The organism is Streptomyces sp. NPDC046977 (genome assembly GCF_040644455.1).
In the GTDB taxonomy this organism is placed as follows: Bacteria; Actinomycetota; Actinomycetes; order Streptomycetales; family Streptomycetaceae; genus Actinacidiphila.
This window is the reverse complement of record NZ_JBEYWO010000001.1, coordinates 569,114-584,964: the sequence shown is the minus strand read 5'-3', so window position 1 is coordinate 584,964 and position 15,851 is coordinate 569,114. Positions and strand designations below refer to the sequence as shown.

The following is a 15,851-nucleotide window of genomic DNA, read 5'->3' as shown; positions in this document are numbered from 1 at the left end:
CGTCAGGTCCTCGGTCGACCATGGGTTCGATACGGAAGGGCACAGTCTGACCGAAGAAGGCCCCCTGACAAGCGGCGACTGTGACAAGTCACAGCCCGGGGCGGCCGCCGGCCGTCGAATCCCGTCGAATCGGCCGGATGCGCTTTCACACCACGCCAACGATCCGGCGGCGTCGCGGAAACGCCCGCGTCGCACGCTCGACGGCGGGAACGAGAGCACGGGAATTCCTGTGGTGCGCCGTGCATCGCACCCGTCCAGCGGCCCCCGGACACCCCTTCGGCGCCCTCCCGGGGCAGGATGGAGCTATGGGACACAGGATGACCGAGGAAGAGTGGCGGGCCTTTGTGTCCGCCGGGACGCGGACGGGCAAGCTGGCGACGGTCCGCGCGGACGGGCGGCCGCACCTCGCGCCCGTCTGGTTCTTGCTGGACGGGGACGATCTGGTCTTCAACACCGGCGCGGGAACCGCCAAGGGGCGCAACATCGCACGCGACGGCCGGGTCGCCCTGTGTGTGGACGACGACCGGCCGCCGTTCTCGTTCGTGGTCATGGAGGGTCGTGCCGAGGTGAGCGATGATCCCGGCCCGCTGCTGGAGTGGGCCACCAGGATCGCGGCCCGCTACATGGGGGAAGAGCGGGCGGTGGAGTACGGGAAGCGCAATGGTGTGCCCGGCGAGCTGCTGGTGCGGGTGCGGATCGACAAGGTGCTCGCCGAGGCCGACGTGGCCGGCTGACGCCAGGGGCCGGCCGGCCACGCCGGTTCAGTTGACCGGCTTGCCGCCGTTGGCCTTCTTGCCGTTCGCGGCGACCGCCCACCAGGTGCCGCCGACACCGTGACCGTTGGTGTCGCCGGCCTTGGTGTCGCCGGTGTACCAGTAGACCGGCCAGCAGTTGTACGACAGCTGCTTGGTGCCGTCCGACCGCGTGTAGGTGCTGACGAGCTTGGGGTTGAGGCCCGCGGCCTCGGCCTCCGCCTTGGAGACGGGCTTGGCCGGCGGCCACTTCTTCAGGCAGTCGCCCGTGCAGTTCGACACCATCGGCCAGTCGGTGTCCTTGTCGAACCGGTAGAGCGTGCGTCCCTTGAAGTCGACCAGGATGTCGCCGAGTTTGGCGTCGTTGACGACCGACAGGATCGGCCACTTCTTGTCCGAGACATCTTCCGCGGTGTCCCCGGAGCCGTTGCTGTCGTCGCCGTAGCCGTAACCGTCGTCGGAACTCGCGGAAGGACTCGCCGTCGACGGGTCGTCGTAGCCGTAGGCGCCGGAGGAGTCGGCGCCGGGCTGGGCCGACTGGGCCGCGTTCTGCTGCTGGGCCGCGGGGGCCACGTTGCTCGCCTGGTCGTAACCGGACGACGCCCCGCTGCCGCAGGCGGTGACGAGGAGGAGGGCAGCGGCCGTTCCGGCGACTGCGGCACCGATCCGCTTGTGCATCTGAACTCCTAGCGCGATAGAGGCTCGGGGGCCGTACGCCCCGCCTGCCCACCTGTACGCACCCGGCTCGGAAGCCCCTCAATGCACGCTGTTATTCATTTTCAGCCGCGCCGTTCTGCTAGGGTGCCCGCCCGCCGACGGACCGTCAGCTCACGGAGTCCAGCAGGCGGGCGGCGTGCATCCGCCCCGCGTGCTCCACCAGAGCGATCAGCACGTCCCTGCTCGACGCCCGCTCCCGCGCGTCGCATGTCAGCACAGGGGTGCCGTCGTCCAGGTCGAGCGCCCTGGCGATGTCCTTGGGACCGTGGTCGCGCGCACCGGGGAAACGGTTGACGGCCACCGCGAAGGGGATGCGCCGGTGCTCGAAGAAGTCCACCGCGGGGAAGCAGTCCTCCAGGCGGCGGGTGTCCGCCAGCACCACGGCGCCGAGCGCACCTTGCGCCAGCTCGTCCCAGAGGAACCAGAAGCGGTCCTGCCCGGGTGTGCCGAACAGGTACAGCGACAGGTCCGCCCTGATGGTGATGCGGCCGAAGTCCATCGCCACGGTGGTGGTCGTCTTGCGCTCCACGCCACCTGTGTCGTCGACCCCCCGCCCGGCCTCGGTGAGCTGTTCCTCGGTGCGCAGCGGCCGGATCTCGCTCACCGCTCCCACCAGGGTGGTCTTGCCCACCCCGAAGCCGCCGGCGATAAGGATCTTCAGCGCCATGGGCGGTGTGTCAGAGTGCCCGGAGTCCATTGATCACCTCTCGCAGAATGCTCACGTCGGGGAGTTGCGCCGGTGGCACCGGGCCGCGGACCCGTACGCAGCCGAGCGCCAGCAGGTCGCCGAGCAGGACGCGTACGACGCCCACCGGCAGGTCGGACTCAGCCGCGAGTTCCGCGACCGACTGGGCGGTGCGCCGGCACAGCGCGAGCAGGGCGGCGTGCTCATGGGTGAGCGACGGGTCGTCGGCCGCACCGGGCTCGGCGATCACCAGGGCGATCAGGTCCAGTACGGCACCGGCCGTGCCGGGCCGGGTCCGGCCACCCGTCAGGGCGTACGGCCGCACCATGGGCCCGGCTTCGTCGTCGTACCAGTGGTCGCCCGTACGGCGCGAGTGCCCGCCGTTCATCACCCCTCGGCCCGGTCAGCCGGCGACGGGGCCGGCGGCCCCGAGGCGCGGCGGTGTGTGCAGATGTTCGCCGACGCGCTTGACGAGTCTGGCCATCTCGTAGGCGATGAGGCCGACATCGGCGCCCGCCGTGGTGAACACCGCGAGGCAGGAGCCCTCTCCCGCGGCGGCCACGAACAGGAAGCCGTGGTCGAGTTCGACCATGGTCTGCCGGACCGCACCGGCGTCGAAGTGCCGGCCGGCGCCTTTCGCGAGGCTGTGGAATCCCGAGGCGACGGCCGCCAGGTGCTCGGCGTCCTCCCGGCTGAGTCCGCGCGAGGCGCCCACCGCGAGCCCGTCGCCGGACAGCACCACGGCGTGGCGGACCTGGGCGACCCGGTCGGTGAGGTCGTCCAGGAGCCAGTCCAGCTCACCGGACCGGTTCGATGCGTCGATCATCCGTGCTCTCCTTCGCGGGATGCCCTGCCGGGGGTACGGCCGGTGTCGGTGTCGCCGTTCTCCGGGGCCGTAAGCGGGCCGCCGAGGCCGCGGGCACCGTTGTGGCCGTGCTCGGGCGGCGGAGCGGCCCGCAGCGGACGGCGGGCTGCACTGTCCGTGTCGCCGTCGCCTTCGCGCGGCAGGGCGCCCCCACCACGGATCCAGCCACTGCGGTAGGCCGCCAGGGTCGCGCGTGCCTGCTCGGGGGAGCGCTCCGGCGCCTCCCGCTCCGGCCCGGTGGGCGACGTGCCGTCGGCGGCGGGCCGTTCGAGCAGTTGCGGGGCGAGGCTGGCCCGCCGTACCCGGCGCGGGAGCGGTCCGTCCTCCGCGGCCGCCGCTTCACGCTCGGCGGAGGCAGGCGCCGGGGCGACGGGCACAGGGGCCGGCACCGGGGCGGGCCCGGTCGGGGGCATCGGCGTGGGGGCCGGTTCGCGTTCCGGCACCGGGCCGGGTGCCGCGCTCCGCGGTCCGCCACCGGGCCGGCGCGGGGCCCCCGCCACCGCGTGCACCGGCTCCTCGGCCAGGGTGCCGCTCCCGTGGACCGTGGGCGCCACGCCGCCGGTCACGGGTGCCTTGGCGGCGTCGGTCTCTTGGACGCCGGTCTGCAACAGAGCGCTGGGCAGCAGGACGACAGCGGTCGTGCCCCCGTAGGGCGAGGGGCGCAGCGCGACCTTGACGTCGTGCCGGGCGGCGAGCCTGCTCACGACGAACAGGCCGAGCCGGTCGCTGTCGAACAGGTCGAGTGCCTGGGACTGGCCGATACGGCGGTTGGCCTCCGCCATGGCTTCCGCGCCCATGCCGAGCCCGCGGTCCTCCACTTCGAGGACGAAGCCGTTGCCGACCTGCTCGCCGTACACGCGCACCTTGGTGTGCGGCGGTGAGAACTGGGTCGCGTTCTCGACCAGTTCGGCCACCAGGTGCGTGAGGTCGGCGACCGCGGCGCCGACCACCGCCGTCCTGGGCAGCCGCCGGACCTCGACGCGCGCGTAGTCCTCAACCTCGGCGACCGCGGCGCGCACCACATTGGCGAGCGGTACGGGCTTGCGCCAGGCGCGGCCTGGTGCCGCCCCGGAGAGGATGATCAGGCCCTCCGCGTGGCGACGCATCCTGGTGCTGAGGTGGTCGAGCCGGAACAGGTCCTCCAGTTCCTCGGGGTCCTCCGTGCGCCGCTCCATGGAGTCGAGCAGGGCGAGCTGACGGTGCACCAGCACCTGGCTGCGGCGGGCGAGGTTGACGAAGACCCCGGAGACGCCGCTCAGGAGTTCCGCGCGTTCCGCGGCGGCCCGCAGGGCGGAGCGCTGCACGGTGGCCAGCGCCTCGGCGACCTGCCCGATCTCGTCGCTTCCGTGGCGCCCGATCGGGGCCTCGGCCTCCAGGTCGAGCGACTCCCCCGCGCGCAGGCGCCGCATGGCGCGCGGCAGTTTGCGGCGGGCGAGGTCGAAGGCGGTGTTGCGCAGTTCGACGAGTTCGACGACCAGGCCACGCCCGATGCGCACGGAGATGAGCAGCGAGGCGACGACGGCGACCAGTCCGAGGAGCACGGCCGTCCCCGAGCGGCTGAGGAGGCTGTGCAGAACGGGCTGCTGGGCGGGGGCCGTGCCCACCGCGATCGCCGCCAGGCCGCTCGACACGCGGCCGGCGGCCGGTTCCCAGGCGGCGGCCGGAGCCGCGTCGGCCGCGGCCTTGCCGGGGCCCGCGGCCAGCACGGCGTCCTCCACCACCGCGAGGTCCGCGTACTCCTCGGACCCGCTGAGCCGCTCCCAGGCACGGCGGTTGTCGCCGGTCAGCCCTGGCTCGGCGGCGGCAAGGAGGAGCCGGCGGGCGCGGACGGCCCCGCTCACGTCCCCGTAGCGCGCGGTGGGCAGGTCGTGCTGCAGGGCGGCGGTGGAAAGCAGGGCGTCCTCGCAGGCCAGTTGTTCCGCCGCGCGTCCAATGTCCAGGGCGACGCGGGACTGGGGCGATTCCGCGATGGCGTCGGCAATGGCGAAGGCGTCCGTGATCGCGTCCGTGTAGGCCTGGTAGACCCGGCCCCACTCGGCGGGCCTGCCGCTGTCGCCGGGGCGCAGTGCGTCGAGGCCGTCCACGGCACCGACAAAGGCGCGTACGCGGTCGGCGACTTCACTGGGCAGTCCGGTTCCGTCGGCCACGGTGTGCTTCTTGCCGAGGCGGAGTTCGGCGACGGCGCGGCCGGTCGCCGCGGCCCGGCGCCGCAACTCGGCGGCAGCGGACGTGGACGTCGGCTCCGCCATGGCGTGCCCCGCGGCGCGGCGTTCGGCCTCCAGGGCGGTGATGGTGGTGACGACCGGTTCGCGGATCGTTTCTGCAATGCGCTGCGCCCGAATCTGACCGGATATGTCCTGCGCGGTGGTGACGGCCGCGAAGGCCCACAGCGCCATCAGGGAGACGACGGGCACCATCAGCAGGCAGACGATCTTCGCGCGGACGGTTCTGGGCCGCAGGCCCGGCAGGGACGTCCGCTGCGGCCGCTCGTCGGCGGGCAGACCGGCGTGCGCCCGGCGGCCGCGCTGCGGCGTCACGCGGCACCCTCCCCGAGCCGCGTGGCGGCCGCCGAGGCCCCGCGTTCCCTCGCTGTCGGGGACAGCGCGACGAAGGCAGAGGTGAGGAAGAGGTACGAACCGAGGCCGACGATGAGCGGGAAGAGGAAGGCGGTCGCCCCGGCCCCGCCCAGCTCGGCGGCCGAGGGCCGCACGTCCACCCGTACGGCGAGCATCCCCGTGTAGTGCATGCTGCTGACCGCGACGCCCATGAGGAGCGACGCCCCCGCGACGACGACGGGCCGGTGCACGGTGAGCACTGCCCACAGGGCGACGGTCGCCGCGGCCACCGCGACGGACACGGACAGGGCCACCTCCCACGGGTCGTAGGAGACTTCGCCGTGCAGGCGCATCGCCGCCATCCCGAGATAGTGCATGCTCGCGACGCCCAGGCCGGTGGTGAGCCCGCCGGCCGCCAGTGCCAGGAAACGCCCCTTGCCGTAGCCGACGGCGAAGACGCCGAGACCGACGACGACGAGGGCGACCAGCAGGCTCAGCACGGTGAGCGGCACGTTGTAGCGGATCTCGGTGCCGCTGACGCGGAAACCGAGCATCGCGACGAAGTGCATCGTCCAGATGCCGGTGGCGAGCGCGCTCGTGGCCGTCAGCAGCCAGTTGCGGCGGGAGCGGCCGGTGGCGGCGAGCGCGCGGCCGGTGCAGCGCAGTCCGAGGGCCGCTCCGACGCACGCCATGGCGTACGAGAGCAGCGGCGTCAGCCAGCCGAAGGCGGCGTGGTCCATGTGTCCCATGGCCACCGGACGCTAGTGCGGGGGCGGCACCCGGCTTCGGCCATGACGGAACCCTGCGTTAATTGACAGGGTGCTTTCCCCGCGCGCTGCCGAACGATCGCGCAGAGCCCGAACCTGCACAGGGCAGCGGTGTTTCAGGAGCCACGAGGCGCATACATGATGACCCCGACGCCCACGAGGCACACCAGTGCCCCGATGACGTCGAATCGGTCCGGCCGGTAACCGTCCGCGACCACCCCCCAGGCGAGCGAGCCCACGATGAACACGCCGCCATAGGCGGCCAGAATGCGGCCGAATTGGGCGTCCGGCTGCAAGGAGGCCACACATCCGTACAGGCCCAGCGCAATCACACCGGTGCCGATCCAGGCCCAGCCGCGGTGTTCGCGCAGGCCCTGCCACACCAGCCAGGCGCCGCCGATCTCGAGGAGCGCGGCAAGCACGAAGAGGGCGATCGAACGGAGCGTGAACATGCGACCATGATGCCCCGCGCCCCCCGCTGCCCCGGCCGCGGCTCCCACCAGAGGTGTCCGACATGCATTCCGACCCCGCTCATGTGCGTGAGTTCTTCGCCGCCCGGGCCGCCGACTGGGACGACCGCTTCCCCCACGACGGTCCCGCCTACCGGGCGGCCGTGGCCGAAATCGGTCTGCGTCCCGGACAGACCGTGCTCGACGCCGGCTGCGGCACCGGTCGCGCGCTGCCGTTCCTCCGGCACGCGGTGGGCCCGTCGGGCGCGGTCGTGGGCGCCGACCTGACGCCCGAGATGCTGGCCGCGGCGGTCCGGGCGGGCCGCGGGGCGGACGGCGCCCTGGTGCTGGCCGACTGCGCACGCCTGCCGCTGTGTGACGACGTCGTGGACGCCGTCTTCGCCGCCGGGCTCATCGGCCATCTGCCGGACCCCGGTGCGTGCCTGCGCGAACTGGCCCGGGTGACCCGGCCCGGCGGACTGCTGGCCCTCTTCCACCCCATCGGCCGGGCGGCACTCGCCGCCCGGCAGGGCCGCCGGCTCACACCCGACGACCTGCGCGCCGAGCCGAACCTGCGCCCTCTGCTCGACGAGGCGGGCTGGACGATGAACGGCTACACGGACACCGACGACCGGTTCCTGGCGACGGCCTCGACCAAGGCATAGGCCTCGTCGACCGCGACGCCGTTCACCGCACCCGCACGGACGCGAAACGGAGGCACCGGTACCGCATTCGCGCAGGCAGCCGCCATGCAGGGTGCGGACGTTGACCGCCGCGGCGGTTCGCGGGCGTGCTTCCGGGCCGGTGAAGGGTTTTCCACAGGCGTCACTCCGCTCTCGACGCGGGTCTCACCGGCTGGTTAGGGTGCGCCCACCACGGAGAACCATTCGGAAGGGGGTGCCCGTGTCCGCGACGGACGACGACGCGCTGTTCGTGCTCACGGCGGCGATGCTGACGCCCGCGCAGTTCCCCAGCGTCCTCGCCGACGACTACCCGGCGGCCTGCGCCGAGCTCGGCCTCGAAGCGGTCACCGACGGCTACGGCCTGATCTTCGGGCAGGACGGGGCGGGCGCCCGGTGGACCGTGGCGGTCAACGACACCGCCCTCGTGGCCTGCGCCCTGGCCGCCTGGGACTGCGGGCTGGAGTACGACCTGTCCCCCGAAGAGCACTCGGTGATCGCCGCCCTGCCCGGCTGGCCGCTGCCGGTGGCCGTCGCCGCCCCGGGAGTCGCCGCACCCCACGACCCCGACGAGAAGGACGCGGGGCGCCCGCTCTCGCCGCCGGACAGCGAGCAGTGGGGGCCGGCTCAGCGGCGCATGGGCGCCGACGAGATAGCCCTTCAGTGGCGCACCTGGCGCGAACAGCTGGGCGAACCGACCGGGTCCGGCGGGGCCGGGGGGACGCAGTCCGGCGAGGACGGGGAGGCAGAGCCGGACACGCGCGCGGAGGGCGGGCTCCACCCCGGCGTGCGCCGCGCGCTCACCGCCGCCCAGGAGTACGTCACCACCCCTCCGCCACCCGGCCGCATACGGTCGACGGCGGCCGGGGAGGGCGTCCGTACGCTGCGCGTGGACGGGACGGACTGGAGCCTGGTGGCCCGCACCGACGACGTCGCCTTTGTGCTGCTCGACGAGGAGCCGGGCGAGGTGCTCCCAGTCGGCCGCGGACCCGAACTGCCGGGGCTGCTGGAAGCCCTGGACAAACTGGCCGCCCGGCCCAGCTGAGCCCGCCCGCCGGGGTCCCCGTCCGGCCCTGTCGCCCCCGGACGGCCCACCGTCGGTGAACAAGCGCCGCCGTGCATCTGCCATCAGGATGAGTAGACAGCGGATGGGGTTTCGGCAGTGCACGCAGTGGTGCTCCCCACCAGTGCGCCGCTGTGCCTGGCCCAACGGGGCCGTCGGCGGCCTCACAGAGGGACGAGAGGGAGGCAGATCATGAGCGAGGCAGAGCAAGGCGCGGGTCGCGTGGTTGTTGTTACCGGCGGTACACGCGGCATGGGCCGGGAGACAGCGGGCTATCTCGCCCGGCTCGGCTACCAGGTCGTGGTGAACTACTCGGGGAACGAGGCGCAGGCGAACGACACCGTCAAGGAGATTGCCGCCAGTGGCGGGGCGGTCGTGGCAAAACGCGCGGACGTGGCGGACGAGGTCGCGGTCGCCGCCATGTTCGACGAGGTGGAGACCGAGTTCGGCGGGGTCGACGTCCTGGTCCACGCGGCGGGGATCATGCCGGTCGGCCCGATGGTCGACTTCGACCTCGACCAGCTCGACCGACTGCTGCGCGTCAACGTCCGCGGCACCTACGTGGTGAACCAGCAGGCCGCGAAACGGCTCCGCTCCGGCGGCGCCATCATCAACTTCTCCAGCTCCATCACCAAGTTCAGCCGGCCCGGCTACACCGCGTACGCGGCGACCAAGGGCGCGATCCAGGCCATGGCCCTGATCCTCGCGCGCGAACTGCGGGGGCGGGACATCACCGTCAACGTCGTAGCCCCCGGCCCCATCGCCACGCCGCTGTTCTTCGAGGGGAAGAGCCAGGAGGTGATCGACCGTATCTCCGCGGAGCCGCCGCTCGGGCGACTCGGCGAGCCGGACGACGTCTCGGGGACGGTCGCCTTCCTCGCGGGCCCCGGCCGCTGGATCAACGGCCAGACCCTCTTCATCAACGGCGGAGCCATCTGACAGCCGGCGTCGGCAGTTGTCGCACGGCAGCGCACCGGCAGGACCCTGCCGGTGCTCCCGGCTCAGCCCGCCCGAGGGTCCTCGCGCGGGTCCTGGTGCACCTTTTCGGCGACCTTGCGGGCCGCCACCAGCACCGGGTCCCACACCGGCGAGAACGGCGGGGCGTAGCCGAGGTCGAGGGCGGTCACCTGCTCGGCTGTCATGCCCGCGGTCAGGGCCACCGCGCCGATGTCGACCCGCTTGGCCGCGCCCTCGCGTCCGACGATCTGCAGTCCGAGCAGCCGCCCGGTGCCGCGTTCGGCGATGGCCTTGACCGTCATGGGGGCCGAGCCCGGGTAGTAGCGGGCCCGGCTGGTGGACTCCACGACAGCGGTCACGTACTGCAGGCCGGCCGCGTCGGCCTGCGAGGCCTTGAGGCCGGTACGGGCGATCTCCAGGTCGCAGACCTTGCTGACCGCGGTGCCGACAACCCCGGGGAAGGTGGCATAGCCACCGCCGATGTTCGTGCCGACAACCCGGCCCTGCTTGTTCGCGTGGGTGCCCAGCGGGATGTGCTGCATCCCGCCGGACACCAGGTTGAGGACCTCCACGCAGTCCCCCGCCGCCCAGATGCCGTCGGCGCCCCGCACTCGCATGGCACGGTCGGTGAGCAGCCCGCCGTGCTCGCCGAGCGGCAGCCCGGCCTCCCGTGCCAGCCCCGTGTTGGGCGCCACGCCGAGGCCGAGCACGACGACGTCGGCCGGGTACTCCCCCTCGTCGGTGGCCACCGCGCGGACCCGGCCGTCGGCGCCGGTCAGCACCTCGCGCACGGCGGAACCGGTGACGACCGTGACCCCGAGCCCCTCCATGGCCTTGCGCACCAGGTGTCCCATGTCCGGGTCAAGGGTGGACATGGGCTCCTCGGCCCGTTCGATCAGCGTGACGTGCAGTCCGTGCCGCAGCATGGCCTCGGCCATCTCGACGCCGATGTACCCGCCGCCGACCACGACCGCGTTCCGCGCCGGGGTGCCGTCGAGCGCATCGAGGATGTCCTCCCCGTCGTCGAGGATCTGCACCCCGTGCACCCCGGCGGCGTCGATCCCCGGGATGCCGGGCCGCTTGGGGACGGCTCCGGTGGCGATCACGAGCTGGTCGAACCCGGTCCAGTCCTCGGCGCCGGAAGAGTCGCGGGTGCGCACCCGGCGCGCGTCCGTGTCGATGCCGACCACCTCGGTGCCGAGCCGCACATCGATGTGGCGAGCCCGGTGCTCCTCGGGCGAGCGGGCGATCAGCTCGTCGGGGCCCTCGGCGTCCCCGGCGATCCAGTAGGGGATGCCGCACGCCGAGTAGGACGTCCGGCGGCCGCGTTCGAAGGCGATGATCTCCAGATCCTCCGGGCCCCTGCGTCGGCGTGCCTGGGACGCGGCCGACATGCCCGCCGCGTCGCCCCCGATGACCACCAGCCGTTCCGTCATGGACGCAGCGTATGCGCCCGCCCCCCGGTATCGTGCGCGGCCACCCTTGTGCCGCACACTTGTGCGTCATGGACCTCCAGATCACCGCGACCTCCCCGGAGCATCCGGCCGCCCTCCTCGACCTGCCGTGGAACGTGCCGCTGGAGGAGTGGCCCGAGGAGTACCTGGTGGCCCTGCCCCGCGGTATCTCGCGGCACGTGGTGCGCTTCGCGCTCGCCGGGGACGAGGTGGTGGCGGTCAAGGAGGTCGGCGAGTGGGCCGCCGTCCGCGAGTACGGGCTGCTGCGGGACCTGGACCGGATCGGCATCCCCGCGGTGGACCCGCTGGCCGTGGTCACCGGCCGCAAGGACGACCGCGGCGCGCCGCTCGAGCCCGTGCTGATCACCCGGCACCTGGGCGGCTCGCAGCCCTACCGCTCGATGTTCGAGACGACGATGCGGCCGGGCACCGTCAACCGCCTGCTCGACGCACTGGCCGTGCTCCTGGTCCGGCTGCACCTTGCGGGCTTCGCCTGGGGTGACTGCTCGCTGTCCAACACCTTGTTCCGGCGCGACGCGGGTGCGTACGCGGCCTACCTGGTGGACGCCGAGACCGGCCAGATCCAGGCCAACCTCTCGCGCGGCCAGCGCGAGTACGACATCGAGGTGGCCCGGGTCAACATCGCGGGCGAGCTGATGGACCTGGAGGCGGGCGGTTCCCTGCACCCGTCCGTGGACCCGATCACCTTCGGCCAGGCCATCGCCGACCGCTACGACGAACTGTGGCACGAGCTCACCCGCGAGTCGGTCTACCCTGTCGCCAAGCGGCACTACATCGACCGGCGCATCCGCCGGCTCAACGAACTCGGCTTCGACGTGGCCGAGATGCAGATCCAGAAGTCGCCGGACGGCGACCAGGTCACGTTCTTGCCCAAGGTCGTCGACGCCGGCCACCACCAGCGCCAGTTGCTCCGGCTCACCGGCCTCGACGCCGAGGAGAACCAGGCCCGCAGCCTCCTCAACGACCTGGAGACCTGGATGGCCACCCAGGACGACTACGCCCCCGGCGACCCCCTCGGCGCCCGCCCCGAGGTACTGGCCCACCGCTGGGTCCGCGACGTCTTCCGCCCGACCGTCCGCGCCGTCCCGCGCGAGCTGCGCCGCGGCATGGACACGGCGCAGGTCTACCACGAGCTGCTGGAGCACCGCTGGTTCATGTCGGAGCAGGCGCAGCACGATGTCGGCCTGGACGCCACGGTCGAGGACTACGTGCACAATGTGCTGCTCCAGGCCCCACAGGCACCGGCGGTACCCCTGACTCAGGACTGACTCCCGGCGCTCGGGGCGAGCGGGCGTCTCAGGTCGGCGACGAGGGCGGCCTCCGCCACGTCGGGGTCGGCGTGTGCCGTGAGGGAGTCCAGTTCGGCCGCCCAGGGGGCCGTCCACCCCGTGGCCTCCCCGCCCGCGCGGACGAGGAGCAGCGCGAGCAGACCGGCCGGTGTGCCGGGGCGCCTGCTCAGGGCGCGGGCCACGTCCAGGAGAGCCGGGAGCGTGCGGCCGTCGCGGGCACCGCCGACCACGGAGCGTCGGTCGTCCAGGGACAAGACGTACGGGTGCCGTTCGACGAGCCGGAGGCAGTACTCCCACCGCTCCTCGCAGGTGTCGCCCTCGCGCAGCGCCGCGACCGCGGCGCCGAAGGCCGCGCGGGCGGCGGCGCGTCCCAGCCCCGCGCGTTCCAGGGCCTGCGCGTACGCGCCCAGCGCCGCGGCGGCACGCTGGTAGTGGCTCGTGGCGAGACGGTCGAGCAGGCGCAGCCCGTCCCGGCCCGGCTGCAGGGCGCGGAGCGCGCCGTCCAGAGCGGTGGCGGCCGCCTCGGAACGCGAAGCAGCACTGGCGAGCGCGTGCCCGGCGGTGTACCGCTCGTCCTGCGGGCGGGCCGGGTCGGACAGTGCGGCGGCCAGCGCTCCGGCCACCACCTCGTCCGCGCCGTGATCGCGAACGACCGCGCCCAACGCACCACAGGCGGCCGTCACAACGTCCGTGTCGCCTCCCTCGCGCACCAGGGACGCCAGGAAGTGCGTGTGGGCCTCCACGGCGGCCGGAGCGGCGTCGCGGCGGCTGTCGATGACGGTCTTGCGCACCGCCGGCTGTCCCATCCGGGCCCGCAGGCGGGCGGCGATGCCAGGCCGGTCCAGGGCGGCGGTCAGCGGAACGGCCAGCACGGCGAGCACGTCGTGGTGCTGGCCCGGCACGTCCCAGGCGGCCAGCAGGGCGCGGAACGCCTGCTCGCCGGAGCGTTCGCCCAGGGCCCGGGCCGCCTCCTTCCGCGAGCCGACGGGCGTCCGCGGGTCGGCTGCGATCGCGCCGAGCCGTTCGACCGCTTCCTTGTCGGGGATAGCGTCGAGGAGGCGGCGCAGTGCCGCCATCGCAGCCCGGCCGCGCACACCTCCGGTGGCCGCGTGCTCCAGCAGCGGGCCGAACGCGGCGGGGTCGGCCATCCGGCCGAGCGAGGCCAGGGCGGCGGCCACGACGGGCTGCGGGACCTCTCCCCCGGCGAGCCGCCGCAGGGCCGATGCGTCGCGCAACTGGGCAGCGGCCTTGGTGCGTTGCCTCAGCGGCAGGTTTTCGTCGGCGGCGATGCCCGCCAAGTGCCGGGCGATCAGCGCCCGCTGCGCCGGCAGCCAGCGCCCCTCGGCGGTCCCGGGCAGCCGCGGCACCCACGGGGACACGGCGGCCGCCGGCAGGCGCTCCAGCAGGTCGGTGCGGCGCCGCGTCACCGTCTCCTCCAGGCGTGGCACCACGGCGAACGACCGCCCGGACGCGAGGAGTTGCCCGGCCCGCGCCTCCCGTGTCGCCGGGTCGGCCAGCCAGACCCCTGCCGCGTGTGCGGCGACGTGGGGGTCGTCGCCCTCCAGGGCGGTCCGGGCGAGCAGGTCGTCGCAGCCCGGCAGGACGGCGGCGTGACGCTCCAGGAGTGCGGCCAGGCCGAGCGCGTTCCGTGCACTTGGGTCCCCGCTGCCCGCGGCCCAGATCGCCCTGGCCGCCGACCGATCGACGTCCAGTGGCCGCGCGCGGCCCGGGAACCGGGCATCGGCCACGACCTGGGCGAGCAACGGCACGACAGTCGCCGCGCGTTCGTGGTCACCGCGCGTGGCGGCCGCCACGGTCACCCGGCGCAGGAGCCGTTCGGCGGCCCGCAGGGTGTGTGCGGTCGAGTCGTGGGACTGGACGGTGGTCAGGGCCGCGTCCCGCAACGCCGCGTACGGGACGGCGGCGAGCAGCCGGGCCGGGGCGGTGGCCGCCTGCTCCAGGGCTGCCTGACGTACCGCGTACTGGTCGTGCCAGGCGCGTTCACACGTGACGAAGATGCGGGCGTACTCGGCGGGGTCGCCGTGCCGGGCCGCGGCGGCGAGGAGTCCCGGCCAGGCGGAGCGTCGCCGGTGGACGGTGAAGTCGTCGGCCAGGCCGCGGTAGAGGGGTTCGGCCTCCGCCGGCGGAAGGAGCACGCCGAAACGCAGCAGGACGTCGCGCCCCTGCCCGGCCGGCAGGTCCCGGACGAACTCGGCGCGGTCCTCCGGCTCCAGAGCGGCGACCGCGCTGACCGGCACCTTGTGCCGGTTTCCGCGTGGCACGCGTTCGCGCACCAGGCGGACGCGCTCGGCGGGCGGAAGGAGCGCCAGGAGGGGATCCTCGGTGACGGGCTCGGCCGGGTCCCGGTGCTCGTCGTCCTGGGGGCGGCACACCGCGGCCAGGGCGGCCAGTTCCCCGGGGGCCAGTTCGCGCAGGGCACGACGGACGCTCCTGGGCAGCGGTCCGTCGGCCAGCGGCAGTTCCGTGACGCCCGCGCGGCGGACGGCGGCAAGCAGGTCCCGCGGGCGGCGCAAGGCGGCGACCGCGGCCTCGCCGGACAGGAGACGTGGCGCCTTCTCGGCGAGGAGCAGCGCGGCTCCGGGGTCCCTCCGGGCCAGGCTCCCCGCCAGGTCCGCGTAACGGCGGACGAACCGCCACCACGCGCCGGTGCCCTCGGCCCGCGCCGCGCCGCGGACAAGGTGTCCGGCGAGCGCCTGTGGTGCCGTGCGGGCGAGCGACGCCGCCACACCGGAGGGCAGGTCGAGCCGTGGGAGCCACTCCTCCACCGTTGAGGGCGGGCAGGCCGGCAGCAGATGTGCCGCCTCGGCGTCCCCGTACCGCTCGTGGACCTCCGGCAGCAGCCGTGCGGCGAGTTCACGGCGCCGGGACAGCCGCAGGACACGGTAGGCGTCGCGTCGTACGCCGCGAGTGCCGCTCAGCGCCAGCCGTGCCAGGGCCGTGTCGGGAACGGGCAGGCGGACGGAGGCCGCCAGGGCACGGCGGCGCAACCGCGGGTCCTCGAGAGCGGCGGCCACGGCGTCGATGTCGCGGCGGACGACGGCGAGGAAGAGCGCGAGGTGCCGCTCGTCCGGGCTCCCCTTGGCGAGGGCCGCGTGAGCGGCTCGATAGCCGTCCTCGTCGAGGGAACGGCCGCGCTCGGCGACGGCCCGCATCCGGGCCGGGAAGGGAAGGTGATCGAAGTGCTCGAAGTGCGGGTACAGAGTGCGGACTTCTCTTCGGGAGTGTGCCTGGCCCCGGCGGCGGCCGGTGGCGTGGGCGCCTGGGGCGGCGCGGTAGCGATCGTCCGCCACTGGCGCCCTGTGCCGCAAGTGCATTGCGGCGCAGGGCGGAGGGGTGGTCGTTTCGCGACAGCAGCGCGTGGCCGCTCGTGCGTCTTCGCGGAGCGCGGCAGGGGACGGCCCACCAGCCCGGGCGTCTCACGCTGCGCGTCGAGGGGCGGGACGTCCACGTGCGGGGCCTCGACGCGGTGGACGGCGTCCGGTGCTCGACATCAAGCCGTGGACGACGGGGTTCGGCCCGCGGGGCGAGGTCGTGGAACCGGCATGGGCCGGGGAGTTGATACGCCGCTGCTCGTGA

General features: G+C 73.8%; 14 protein-coding genes. 5 read left to right on the top strand and 9 right to left on the bottom strand.

Annotated features, from left to right (window positions below; all coding sequences use genetic code 11):
* Positions 1-305: 305 nt before the first annotated feature.
* Entirely contained in the window at positions 306-734 is a 429-nt protein-coding gene (locus tag ABZ883_RS02270; RefSeq protein ID WP_360900063.1) for a PPOX class F420-dependent oxidoreductase, read from the top strand.
* Between the two features lie 27 nt (positions 735-761).
* On the opposite strand, the gene ABZ883_RS02265 is transcribed toward ABZ883_RS02270, so the two are convergent.
* From ABZ883_RS02265 to ABZ883_RS02235, 7 genes are all read right to left on the bottom strand, one after another.
* Positions 762-1,430 carry a hypothetical protein gene (locus ABZ883_RS02265; RefSeq protein ID WP_360900060.1) on the bottom strand — a complete coding sequence of 223 codons (669 nt, stop codon included), beginning with the start codon at positions 1,428-1,430 and terminating at the stop codon, positions 762-764.
* A 145-nt stretch (positions 1,431-1,575) separates the two neighbouring features.
* Positions 1,576-2,166: an ATP/GTP-binding protein gene (locus ABZ883_RS02260; protein WP_360900057.1), complete on the bottom strand. Its 591-nt coding sequence runs from the start codon at positions 2,164-2,166 to the stop codon at positions 1,576-1,578.
* On the bottom strand, positions 2,147-2,542 hold the full coding sequence (locus ABZ883_RS02255; protein WP_360900054.1) for a DUF742 domain-containing protein: 396 nt from the start codon (positions 2,540-2,542) through the stop codon (positions 2,147-2,149). Before ABZ883_RS02255 ends, ABZ883_RS02260 begins: the two co-directional genes overlap by 20 nt.
* 15 nt (positions 2,543-2,557) lie before the next feature.
* On the bottom strand, positions 2,558-2,980 hold the full coding sequence (locus ABZ883_RS02250; protein ID WP_360900051.1) for a roadblock/LC7 domain-containing protein: 423 nt from the start codon (positions 2,978-2,980) through the stop codon (positions 2,558-2,560).
* On the bottom strand, positions 2,977-5,556 hold the full coding sequence (locus ABZ883_RS02245) for a nitrate- and nitrite sensing domain-containing protein (RefSeq protein ID WP_360900048.1): 2,580 nt from the start codon (positions 5,554-5,556) through the stop codon (positions 2,977-2,979). The genes ABZ883_RS02250 and ABZ883_RS02245 overlap by 4 nt, the downstream gene beginning before the upstream one ends.
* Positions 5,553-6,323: an MHYT domain-containing protein gene (locus ABZ883_RS02240; RefSeq protein WP_360900045.1), complete on the bottom strand. Its 771-nt coding sequence runs from the start codon at positions 6,321-6,323 to the stop codon at positions 5,553-5,555. The genes ABZ883_RS02245 and ABZ883_RS02240 overlap by 4 nt, the downstream gene beginning before the upstream one ends.
* Before the next feature lie 134 nt (positions 6,324-6,457).
* Positions 6,458-6,793, bottom strand: a complete 336-nt coding sequence (locus ABZ883_RS02235) for a YnfA family protein (RefSeq protein ID WP_360900042.1) — start codon at positions 6,791-6,793, stop codon at positions 6,458-6,460.
* 62 nt (positions 6,794-6,855) lie between these two features.
* Between ABZ883_RS02235 and ABZ883_RS02230 the strand changes: the two genes are divergently transcribed.
* From ABZ883_RS02230 to ABZ883_RS02220, 3 genes are all read left to right on the top strand, one after another.
* Positions 6,856-7,455, top strand: coding sequence for a class I SAM-dependent methyltransferase (locus ABZ883_RS02230; RefSeq protein WP_360900039.1), 600 nt, complete (start codon positions 6,856-6,858; stop codon positions 7,453-7,455).
* 283 nt (positions 7,456-7,738) lie between these two features.
* Positions 7,739-8,515 carry a hypothetical protein gene (locus ABZ883_RS02225; RefSeq protein ID WP_360900221.1) on the top strand — a complete coding sequence of 259 codons (777 nt, stop codon included), beginning with the start codon at positions 7,739-7,741 and terminating at the stop codon, positions 8,513-8,515.
* A 210-nt stretch (positions 8,516-8,725) separates the two neighbouring features.
* Entirely contained in the window at positions 8,726-9,472 is a 747-nt protein-coding gene (locus ABZ883_RS02220; RefSeq protein WP_360900036.1) for an SDR family oxidoreductase, read from the top strand.
* A 62-nt stretch (positions 9,473-9,534) separates the two neighbouring features.
* Here ABZ883_RS02220 and ABZ883_RS02215 read toward each other — a convergent pair whose 3' ends face one another.
* Entirely contained in the window at positions 9,535-10,926 is a 1,392-nt protein-coding gene (locus tag ABZ883_RS02215) for an FAD-dependent oxidoreductase (RefSeq protein ID WP_360900033.1), read from the bottom strand.
* A 68-nt stretch (positions 10,927-10,994) separates the two neighbouring features.
* On the opposite strand from ABZ883_RS02215, the gene ABZ883_RS02210 reads away from it, so the two are divergent.
* The gene (locus ABZ883_RS02210; protein ID WP_360900030.1) at positions 10,995-12,233 is read left to right on the top strand and encodes a DUF4032 domain-containing protein; all 1,239 of its coding nucleotides are present in this window, start codon (positions 10,995-10,997) and stop codon (positions 12,231-12,233) included.
* Here ABZ883_RS02210 and ABZ883_RS02205 read toward each other — a convergent pair.
* Entirely contained in the window at positions 12,224-15,565 is a 3,342-nt protein-coding gene (locus tag ABZ883_RS02205; RefSeq protein WP_360900027.1) for a hypothetical protein, read from the bottom strand. The genes ABZ883_RS02210 and ABZ883_RS02205 overlap by 10 nt on opposite strands.
* Positions 15,566-15,851: the final 286 nt, after the last annotated feature.